Genomic DNA, 9640 nt, shown 5'->3' on the forward strand with positions numbered 1-9640 from the left:
ATTTCCGTGGTTTGAGAAAACTGGCTCGTTTAGCTGATAAAAATTGGGTTAGCGGGATAGTTCTATATAGTGGAGATAAATGCTTGTCATTTGGGGATAATCTCTGGGCAATACCATTTTCATTTCTTGATTGAGACTAGAGGAAAATATTTGATGGTTGATCGTTTAAATCAAATATTGAATAACACATGAGCCTAATATCAAATGATATCATGATTTAGTTGCTATCATTTGATACCAAGTATGAATTGATATCAAATGATATTAAAACTATACTTAAGAATATTAATTGATAAATACAGGTATTTAAATGCAGTGTTTAAAGTGTCTCAAGGAAATCGAAGATTCTACAGCGGAGCATTATGGATTACATTCTGATTGCTTTAAAGCATGGTTTAATGTTGCTGAAACTGAAAAATTTACGGGGCTACAGAGACGACATAGTTCATCATTAGAAAACCCCAACAGCAATTCAAAGCAAAATAACAGCTTTTTCCATGGCAAATTCAAAAAGTATTCTGGCAGCCTTGCTGGTAATTCATACATCTTAAAAATGAGGCAAGATGATGCACCGGAATTACCTGAAGTTGAGTATTTGTGCAATCAAATTGGAAGGGAATTGAATATTCCTGTAGCAGAATTTTATTACATTGACTTTTATGGCGATAAAACGTTTGTCACTAAGAACTTTATAAAACAAGATTCTCCAATTGACCTTCAACATATTTATCATTTCCGCTCTGATGAAGATCATAGTTGTGAAGGACTTATCAATGCAATTTCCAAAGAAACAGGTAGACCCTTAGATACTAGAATTTTTATCAATACCTTATTGTTCGATGCATTTATCGGCAATCATGATCGTCATGGAAGAAATCTTGCGTTTATTGTTACATCTTCAAGCACTAAACTTTCCCCAATTTACGATAATGTATCCTATTTAAGTCTTGAGTCAGGTCCAATGCTACAAGCTGACTTTAACCCGACTGGTAGAATTAGCACAAAAGACACGTTTGAACCAAGTATGATTGATTATGTGCGCGAATTTAAAAGATTGGGATTTCAAGCAGAAATCGATAATTTCTACAAACGGCTTTCAATATCCAAAATTAATCAATTAATAAACGATAGTTTCTGTAGTAACTTAATGAAACAAGCTATCAATCGCCTAATTCAAAAAAGATTTGAGGAGCTTGAAAATGCACGATAATTTAAAGCTCAGCCAGGACAAACTCAATATATTTCATGAGGGAAGAAAAAGAAGAGTTTTCGTTGGCGAGTTGATTTATAGTAGAGAACATGATGTCTATGAATTAATCTATGATGAAAGTTATGCCTATTCAGATACAGCTATTCCATTAGGACCAGAGCTGGATTTATTTCAATTGCATCACCGTTCTGAAAAAGGAAAACTATTTAAATCGTTACTTGATAGAATTCCATCCAAAGAAAATCCAGCCTACAAAGATTATTGCGCATCACAGGGAATCTCGCCAGATGAACAAAATCCGATTATTTTGCTAGGTTCAATTGGTAAACGTGGCCCATCGAGTTTTATTTTTGAACCTGTCTATTATAGTGCGTTTACAAAAGAAGATATAAAAAAATTAAGAAATGAAATAGGTCTTACTCAACATGACTTAGCCAAGGTCTTGGATATTAGTATTGCCACACTGGCACGCATAGAATCAGGTACAAGCCATGACGCAAACACCATAAAAAGAATAGAAATTTTCTTTAAATTTCCAGAAGTAGCACTATGGCAATTAAAGCAAACAGGAGGCTTGCTTCATAGTGAAATGCTTACAAAACTATATAATCATTTCAATGACATGTAAGACAAAAGTTAAAGTTAGACATGTATTCATAAGCAATTGGCCTAGTGATAATACTCTTCCGCATTTTGAGGCGCCCGTATTATCGGTGAGATATATTTCCAGTGTTCTATTAGTTCATTGATATTCATAATTCAGCCGTCTCCATCATATGTTCAAGTATAAAATTGGCCACTTGTTGCATGGGTTTCCTCAACCGTTCAACGTCTTTCATGATGTACCCCGCTGTAACATCATTGTTCATTTTATGGTTGAGTAATCGCTTCAAGGCATAAGCAGGTAAATCAAGGCTATCAGCAATAGTAGCGAATGTTCTTCTCAGATCATGTAAAGTAAATGGTACACCGGATAATTCCACTACCCTATTCACTGCTTTTTTAGGTTCATAGATGTATCCTGTTTTACTTTCAGCAGGGAATACAAATTCACTAGTTTTATTCCGGCTCCTGCGTTCCATTAACTCAAAGACAAAATCAGACATAGGTAACGTGTGGACTTCGTGGTTTTTGGTGTCTTGCAGGGTGATGGTTTTAGATTTGAGATCTATATCCTCCCAACGTAAAGAAGCTGCCTCCATTTTTCGCATGCCGGTGAATAAAAGTAATAAAAAATAATCATGCCATAATAAGGCATTCCGGTAGTTGTCTGTTTCCACCAATACAATGACTGCCTTATACCAGTCAGCTAATTGATGTGGTTTGATGACGGTTTGTTTTCGATCCACTCGATACCATGCACGGGTATGCGATAAATATTTGACTGGATTAATGGTGATGATTGGATGGCCATTGCCGTCTTGATATTCATACATGGCGTAATTAAAAATAGCTCTTAATACTCTCATGGCATTATTAGCTCGTGCTTTACTGTTTGCCTGGCCATGTTTGGTGTGCCGTTTGGCAATCATCTCGCGAGTGATATTCACTAGAGGTTTATCAAGCCAGTCAGGGACGACTTCATGCAGAACACATTGATAATCGTTTAAGGTGCGTGGCTTTAAATCTTTTCTTGCTTTAAGGTAATCATTCAATACTTGCTGCAAAGTCATAGCATGGACTTTTTTGGTTTTCTTCTCAGCTATCGGATCATCACCTCTGGCCACACTACCCAACAGACTCTTGGCTTGTTTTCTGGCTTCTTCAACCGTCAAGTTGCCGTATTTGCCTAATGTGACTCTTTTTACCTTGCCGTTGATTCTGGTTTCTACGATGAAGCTTTTGACACCACCTGAGGTAATTCTTAAGGCAAACCCTTTTAAATCATTATCTCGATAAAAGGTTTGAGTTTTGCCTGGAATATGCTCGAGTTTATCAACGATGGTTTTGGTTAATTTAATACCTTTTTCAGTGACTGCCATTTTTACCCCTAAAATTCCATGTAGACGCCATGTAGACAGTTTATTTAAAACCAAATATTTGTCAATAAAATTAAAAATGGCTTAATATCGTTGATTTTAAATGGTTTTTAAAAGAAGTTAAAAATTGGTAAAAGTGGCTAAAACCCATATTTTACAGACTCATAATCCGTTGGTCCTAGGTTCAAGTCCTAGTGGACCCACCAATAAAATCAAGTAGTTACGGTAGTTTTCAGAAAGTTCGAAAAAGTCAGGCTCTTTGCCCCCTTTGTTCGTCTCATTTTTATATCCACATTGGACGAATTTTGAGGCTGAACCAATGACTTCTTTTCATTCCTTTAAATTTACCGCGTTAACAGTAATTTTCAGGAATTTATAATGAATAAATAGAGGTAAAATCAGAAAATTAATCAAATTTACCGTCATAACAGTAATTTATGACGAATTACTACAAATAAATGGAGTAATAAGTTTATTTTAATCATTTTTACTGCTATAACAGTAATATATAATTAATTTTTGGTGTTCCATGCCCACACACGAAATTGCCAATTTAGTCCATTACTACCGCAAACACAGCGGCTTATCGCAACAAGAATTAGCCCGGTTAGCGGGGGTCGGCAAGACGGTTATCTATGATATTGAAAAAGGGAAAGAATCGGTGCGGCTAAATACATTGCTAAAAGTGTTCGATGTTTTAAATATCCAAATAAAATTTGAAACACCTTTTCCTCAAACAACGGATAATAATACATGAGAAAAGCATACGTATCAGTGAATGGCATTAAGGCTGGAATATTAGAGGAATTACAAGGTGGAACCTATCAATTTACCTACTTTGATGATTATCACGGCGCACCTGTTTCACTCACTATGCCGTTGAAAAATAAGGTCTATGATTTTGACGTATTTCCACCCTTTTTTGAGGGATTACTCCCTGAAGGCATTATGCTTGAAGCATTATTACGCAAATATAAAATCGATAAAAATGATTATTTTGGCCAATTGATACTAGTTGGCCAAGATGTCGTAGGTGCAGTGACTATTGAGGAACTAAGATGAAACGCTGCCCTATTACTTATGACGTAATTAGTGACCAAGAAAACTATTCTCAACGTGGATTGCATTTGCTTTCTCCTCAATTAAAAAATCTTAGTCCATTAGATTTAAGTGCTGATGAGCAGCGACAGGAAGCAATTGCTCGTGTAGGAAAGATGTCTATTCAAGGCGTCCAAAAGAAACTAAGTGCCAAACTAAAGATTAAAGAGGAATGTTTTGAAATCGTTGATCAAAAGGGTCACTATATTTTAAAACCGCAAAGTGATATTTACCCAGAATTGCCGGAAAATGAAGCCATTACTATGACCCTTGCAAAGGCCATTGGCCTCGAAGTTCCGGTTCATGGTTTGGTTTATTCTAAAGACAAGAGTTTGACCTACTTCATTAAACGCTTTGATAGAATAGGCCATAATAAAAAGTTAGCTTTAGAAGATTTTGCACAGCTATCAGGTGAAGATCGACATACAAAATATAAAAGCTCTATGGAAAAAGTAATTGCAGTCATAGCACAGTTTTGTACATTCCCAAAAATTGAATTCGTGAAATTATTTAAGCTGACGTTGTTTAACTTCCTGGTCGGCAATGAAGACATGCATCTAAAAAATTTTTCCCTGATTACTAAGGATAGAAAAATTTTCATATCACCAGCCTACGATTTACTTAACTCAACGATTGCTCAAAAAAATACCAAAGAAGAACTGGCTTTACCTCTAAAAGGAAAAAAAAATAATTTAACAAAGGGTGATTTTCTTAAATATTTTGCCATTGAAAAATTAGGATTAAATCAGAACGTCATCGATGGGATCGTACAAGAGTTCAATCAGGTACTACCAAAATGGCAAGAGCTGATCGGTTTCAGTTTTTTATCTCAACCGATGCAGGAAAAATATCTCGAATTGCTAGAGCAACGATGCAAGCGATTAAATTTTTTTAATTTAATTAACTAATATCCGCAGTCTCCATCATATGCTTAAGTATAAAATTAGCTACTTGTTGCATGAGTTTCCCCAACCGTTCAACATCTTTCATAGTTTGGATTACCATTTGATTGATAACATCCAAATTTCCATGAGTATTGGTGATCAATAGAATTCTGCGTATTTATGACCTATAGATTTAAATTTGATCATGTTAAGAGAGTCCGATTTCTTTAACATGAGAAGTGAGTCATGTTAAGAATTTTGAGTTTTCTTAACACGAAACATTTGCCTGGAACTTTATAACCTAAAATCTAATCAATAAAAGTAGCTGGCGTAACATGAAATCGCTCGGCTAATTTCTTAATATGAGAGAGATTCAGTTGTCGCTTTCCGTTTAATATTTCAGAAACGACGCCCTGACTTCCAATTTCATTTTTAAAATCACTTTGATCCAAACCATGCTGTTCCATGAGAAATTTTAATGCTTCAATGCCGTTTCCTTTTTGAAGCTGCTCAGCATGGTTTTCATCGTACTGAGTTATCATATGGCTGATTACATCAACTAACCCCATTAATTCATGCGACTCATTGTCACCAACAATATCCAACAATTGATCAAGCATGTTGGCAAGTTTCTCATACTCATCATCATTTTGAGGATCATGGATAATGGGAGAGATATGTTTCCAATGTTGGATTGTCTCTTCTAAATAATTATTGTGTGCTAAAGCAGTCATACTCACTCCTTCCACTTATTTTTGTCATATTCTTGATGGGTCAAGATATGACGTATATACAATTTTTTCCGATTAAAATGGATGCTGGCTATCAAACGGAGCTTATTACCCCCAATATCAAAGACAAATAAGTCACCCACTTTATCAATACTATTAAATACTGCTTTCAACTCAGCAAAACTCTTAAACTCATTCTCATCCACAACTTTCAACCACCCAGCTAGAGCTGATGCGCATTGTGGATAAAGTGCTTTTGCTTCGGTAATTCTTCTTCTAGTTATAATATGCATAGCAAATAAACACCTTCTTAAATCAAATTATATCTCATTTTGAGATACGTGTAAAATAGTCATTATACCTGTTCACATATCATCATGTGTTTTTTAATAAAATTGGCAACCTGCTGCATCGGTTTGCGCAATCGTTCTACATCCTTCATGATATATGCTGCTGTAACATCATTATTCATTTTATGATTAAGCAAACGCTTCAAAGCATAAGCCGGCAAATCAAGGCTATCAGCTATGGTCGCAAATGTTCTTCTCAAACCATGCAAAGTAAATGGAACACCAGATAACTCCACCACCCTATTCACCGCCTTTTTAGGTTCATAGATATAACCGGTTTTACTTTCCGCTGGAAATACAAATTCACTCGTTTTATTCCGGCTTCTGCGCTCCATTAACTCATAAACAAAATCAGACATAGGTAATGTGTGGATTTCGTGGTTTTTGGTATCTTGCAGGGTGATAGTTTTGGATTTTAGATCCACATCCTCCCAGCGCAAACAAGCAGCTTCCATTTTTCGCATGCCGGTGAATAAGAGTAATAAAAAATAATCATGCCACAATAAGGCGTTGCGGTAGTTGTCTGTCTCAACCAATACAATGACTGCTTTATACCAGTCAGCTAATTGATGGGGCTTGATGACTGTTTGTTTTCGATCGACTCGATACCATGCCCGGGTATGCGATAGGTATTTGACTGGGTTAATAGTAATAATTGGATGGCCGTTGCCGTCTTGATATTCATACATGGCGTAATTAAAAATGGCTCTTAATACCCTCATGGCATTATTGGCGCGTGCTTTACTATTTGCTTGACCATGTTTGGTATGCCGTTTGGCAATCATTTCTCGGGTAAGATTAATCAGAGGTTTATCAAGCCAATCAGGCACGACTTCATGCAGCAAACATTGATAATCGTTTTTGGTTTATTATTTTTATTCTTAATAAATAGTTCTGTACTTTATTTGATTTATTCATACATTGTAGTGGCTTGCTCAACAATGGAAAATAATATTTTTCATTGTTCCTATGAGCCTTCGGGGATGCAAATGTTTTATTATTTCATCTCATTGCCGTTCTTTTTAGTATTGGCCTATTTAAGTCGTATACATAGTTACTATTATGATTTAAAAACATGTTTAGCTTCTGGAACCACTCTTATTTGGTTCGCTTATTTTTTATTAGTTTTATATGTTGACCAAGTAACTCATTTTCCGAAAGGAAAACAATTATTTTATTACGGAAGTTTAATTATTTCATTAGTTGCGATTTTATATGTTCTTTTTTCAACATATTTCCAATATAAACAATTATTTCAAGAAGAACTTTAAATTTAATAAATAAACTATATCAATTATTCCTTGAAGAAATATACTTCTTCTTGCAGGCTTGAAAATTACACGCTTATTCCCGATGTTGTCTCAAATAATCATTTTCATGACAATCGAGTGTCTTTCCTAGCGAAATGCCATTAAATTAGCTAAAATATCCTTGCGTGAGATTTGCGTGTTTGAGTACGACATTGTTATACTCTGTACGGCATGTGGTTTCCCGTTGCGAATTATTTATTTAAAATCAACGTGTTATTTTTAAGGGCCAGGGCTCATAATCCGTTGGTCCTAGTGGGCCCACCAATGAAATCAAGTAGTTACGGTAGTTTTCAGAAAGTTCGAAAAAGTCATCTAGACGCAATGTAGACAGTTTTCAAGGAAGAGGACAATGAACACAAACCATTAAATAGCTGACCAATTAATGATACAAATTTATCTTATAGGAGCATGGTGTGTATTTGTTTCGTTTAAATCTACCTTATATTCTCTTAACCATAACGTTATTTCTATTTTTTTGCATTCCTTTTACTATGCATGGATTGTCAAGTGATGGACGATTATATGCTTGTTTTGCATTAGACATTGCAAATCACTTAAGTACCGTCTGGCAACCTTTAAGCTCAGTTTGGTCTGTTTCTTCAATATTCCATGAACATCCTCCTTTATCTTTTTATACTCATTCATTATTCATTCAATTATTTGGTGAGGGAGTTTTTGTAGATAAATTTTATTTTTTCTTGATGGGATTATTATCTTTATTTTTAGTTACATTGTTTTGGCGCAAACGTCATCCCCAGCTACAACATACGTTTATATGGATCCCCATCCTTTCATGGTTATTAACAGTTGGGACTTTTCATCCAGCATGGGAGGGAAATATAGAGGCTACATTAGTTGTATTCACAACAACAGCTTCTCTTTTTATTTTAAACGCATGTGTAACCTCTGATTTATCAAAGCGGTTTGCATTCTTATTGATTGGATCGATATTTATTATCGCAGGATTTCTTACTAAAGGTATTCAAGCTCTTTTCCCTATTACAATACCAATCATTTACTCATTAACAATTCCTTCATCGTTCATATTAAAGAAAGGAATACAATCAAGTCTGTTAACTACTTTCTTAGCAGTTATTCTTTTTGCACTTATAGTATTTTTTTATCCAGTGATATTAGAAAATATCATCGCTTATTTTCAACAACAAATAGTAGGAACGTTTAAAGGTGCTTATGGTGTTAACATCCATGTTCCAAGATTTATACATATTTTCTGGTTGATCTTTAAAAATCAAATATTGATCATTGCACTCACCTTATTTATGTACAAAATTATAAAAAAAGAGAGCATTTCTATAGCAAACATTGCATGGTTCAAAAATATCCTTTTAAAACTGCGTGACTACCCCTGGATCTATTTTTTTCTCTTACTTGCCTTAGTTTCTTCCGTACCCGTGGCGATTTCTCCTCGACAATCTAGCCGTTATATTGCGCAATCCTTCCCTTTTTGGGCTTTGTTTTTTGCAGAGATATTAACACCACTATTTCAAGTTCATATTGCAGCAATAGATTTACAATCTGCTAAATATAAACGTTTCATTCGTATAAGTTTTGCTTGTCTTGCAGGTGTGCTTCTACTTGGTTTTTGTTGCTTTGGGGGAATTTTTAGAACTAATAAACTCATTAAAGATACGTTACTTTTACAGCAAGTTCTACCACGGTCGTCCATTATATCCATTAATAAGCAGGTGGATGAAAGACTAATTCATTTACTGTATAGATATCATCACGTCAGAGTTTCCTTTGAACCTAATCATAGCTATTATGTTCAGCGAAAAGATGAGACTCATGTCCCATCGTCTGAATATAAGCAGGTTGAACTTCCTTTTGAATCCATTTCATTATTCAAAAAATGACAGCGAGGTAGGTTGGGTTAGGCGCTAGCCGTAACCCAACATGCGATGCGCGTCAAACGCTAAATTTCCTTATACAACCAATTCCTACTCCCCAAATCCCCTACCCTCATCACTGCAAACTCCTCACTTCTTACATGATATCTCAGCGTCGATATATCGGTGGATATTCGAATAATGCGGCTCTTTCCCATTTAAGGGGGCAGC

9 protein-coding genes and 1 pseudogene are annotated in these 9640 nt (G+C 35.2%); 6 read left to right on the forward strand and 4 right to left on the reverse strand.

What is annotated here, in order from left to right; translation table 11 throughout:
• Positions 1-310: 310 nt before the first annotated feature.
• On the forward strand, positions 311-1210 hold the full coding sequence (locus OQJ26_RS19015) for a HipA family kinase (RefSeq protein ID WP_265705254.1): 900 nt from the start codon (positions 311-313) through the stop codon (positions 1208-1210).
• Complete coding sequence (locus tag OQJ26_RS19020; RefSeq protein WP_265705255.1) at positions 1200-1838, forward strand: helix-turn-helix domain-containing protein; 639 nt, start codon at positions 1200-1202, stop codon at positions 1836-1838. Before OQJ26_RS19015 ends, OQJ26_RS19020 begins: the two co-directional genes overlap by 11 nt.
• A gap of 124 nt (positions 1839-1962) precedes the next feature.
• On the opposite strand, the gene OQJ26_RS19025 is transcribed toward OQJ26_RS19020, so the two are convergent.
• Entirely contained in the window at positions 1963-3192 is a 1230-nt protein-coding gene (locus OQJ26_RS19025; RefSeq protein WP_265705256.1) for a tyrosine-type recombinase/integrase, read from the reverse strand.
• A gap of 526 nt (positions 3193-3718) precedes the next feature.
• Between OQJ26_RS19025 and OQJ26_RS19030 the strand changes: the two genes are divergently transcribed.
• From OQJ26_RS19030 to OQJ26_RS19040, 3 genes are read left to right on the forward strand one after another with little or no spacing between them, the layout of a single operon-like run.
• Complete coding sequence (locus OQJ26_RS19030; protein ID WP_265705257.1) at positions 3719-3946, forward strand: helix-turn-helix transcriptional regulator; 228 nt, start codon at positions 3719-3721, stop codon at positions 3944-3946.
• On the forward strand, positions 3943-4251 hold the full coding sequence (locus OQJ26_RS19035) for a HipA N-terminal domain-containing protein (protein ID WP_265705258.1): 309 nt from the start codon (positions 3943-3945) through the stop codon (positions 4249-4251). The genes OQJ26_RS19030 and OQJ26_RS19035 overlap by 4 nt, the downstream gene beginning before the upstream one ends.
• The gene (locus tag OQJ26_RS19040) at positions 4248-5195 is read left to right on the forward strand and encodes a lpg2370 family Dot/Icm T4SS effector (protein WP_265705259.1); all 948 of its coding nucleotides are present in this window, start codon (positions 4248-4250) and stop codon (positions 5193-5195) included. The genes OQJ26_RS19035 and OQJ26_RS19040 overlap by 4 nt, the downstream gene beginning before the upstream one ends.
• Before the next feature lie 284 nt (positions 5196-5479).
• Here OQJ26_RS19040 and OQJ26_RS19045 read toward each other — a convergent pair whose 3' ends face one another.
• The 3 genes and pseudogenes from OQJ26_RS19045 to OQJ26_RS19055 all read right to left on the reverse strand — a co-directional run.
• Positions 5480-5905, reverse strand: coding sequence for a helix-turn-helix domain-containing protein (locus OQJ26_RS19045; RefSeq protein ID WP_265705260.1), 426 nt, complete (start codon positions 5903-5905; stop codon positions 5480-5482).
• A 2-nt stretch (positions 5906-5907) separates the two neighbouring features.
• Entirely contained in the window at positions 5908-6195 is a 288-nt protein-coding gene (locus tag OQJ26_RS19050; protein ID WP_265705261.1) for a type II toxin-antitoxin system HigB family toxin, read from the reverse strand.
• Positions 6196-6257: 62 nt separating this feature from the next.
• Positions 6258-7118: pseudogene (locus OQJ26_RS19055) on the reverse strand (tyrosine-type recombinase/integrase); the annotation flags it as partial.
• 863 nt (positions 7119-7981) lie between these two features.
• On the opposite strand from OQJ26_RS19055, the gene OQJ26_RS19060 reads away from it, so the two are divergent.
• Positions 7982-9436 carry an ArnT family glycosyltransferase gene (locus tag OQJ26_RS19060; RefSeq protein ID WP_265705262.1) on the forward strand — a complete coding sequence of 485 codons (1455 nt, stop codon included), beginning with the start codon at positions 7982-7984 and terminating at the stop codon, positions 9434-9436.
• Positions 9437-9640 lie beyond the last annotated feature (204 nt).

Source organism: Legionella sheltonii, assembly GCF_026191355.1.
GTDB lineage: Bacteria > Pseudomonadota > Gammaproteobacteria > Legionellales > Legionellaceae > Legionella > Legionella sheltonii.

Bases quoted from the DNA above. Each gene is read 5' to 3' on its own strand.
- OQJ26_RS19015 (WP_265705254.1), top strand. From the start codon at position 311: ATGCAGTGTTTAAAGTGTCTCAAGGAAATCGAAGATTCTACAGCGGAG.
- OQJ26_RS19020 (WP_265705255.1), top strand. From the start codon at position 1,200: ATGCACGATAATTTAAAGCTCAGCCAGGACAAACTCAATATATTTCAT.
- OQJ26_RS19025 (WP_265705256.1), bottom strand. From the start codon at position 3,192: ATGGCAGTCACTGAAAAAGGTATTAAATTAACCAAAACCATCGTTGAT.
- OQJ26_RS19030 (WP_265705257.1), top strand. From the start codon at position 3,719: ATGCCCACACACGAAATTGCCAATTTAGTCCATTACTACCGCAAACAC.
- OQJ26_RS19035 (WP_265705258.1), top strand. From the start codon at position 3,943: ATGAGAAAAGCATACGTATCAGTGAATGGCATTAAGGCTGGAATATTA.
- OQJ26_RS19040 (WP_265705259.1), top strand. From the start codon at position 4,248: ATGAAACGCTGCCCTATTACTTATGACGTAATTAGTGACCAAGAAAAC.
- OQJ26_RS19045 (WP_265705260.1), bottom strand. From the start codon at position 5,905: ATGACTGCTTTAGCACACAATAATTATTTAGAAGAGACAATCCAACAT.
- OQJ26_RS19050 (WP_265705261.1), bottom strand. From the start codon at position 6,195: ATGCATATTATAACTAGAAGAAGAATTACCGAAGCAAAAGCACTTTAT.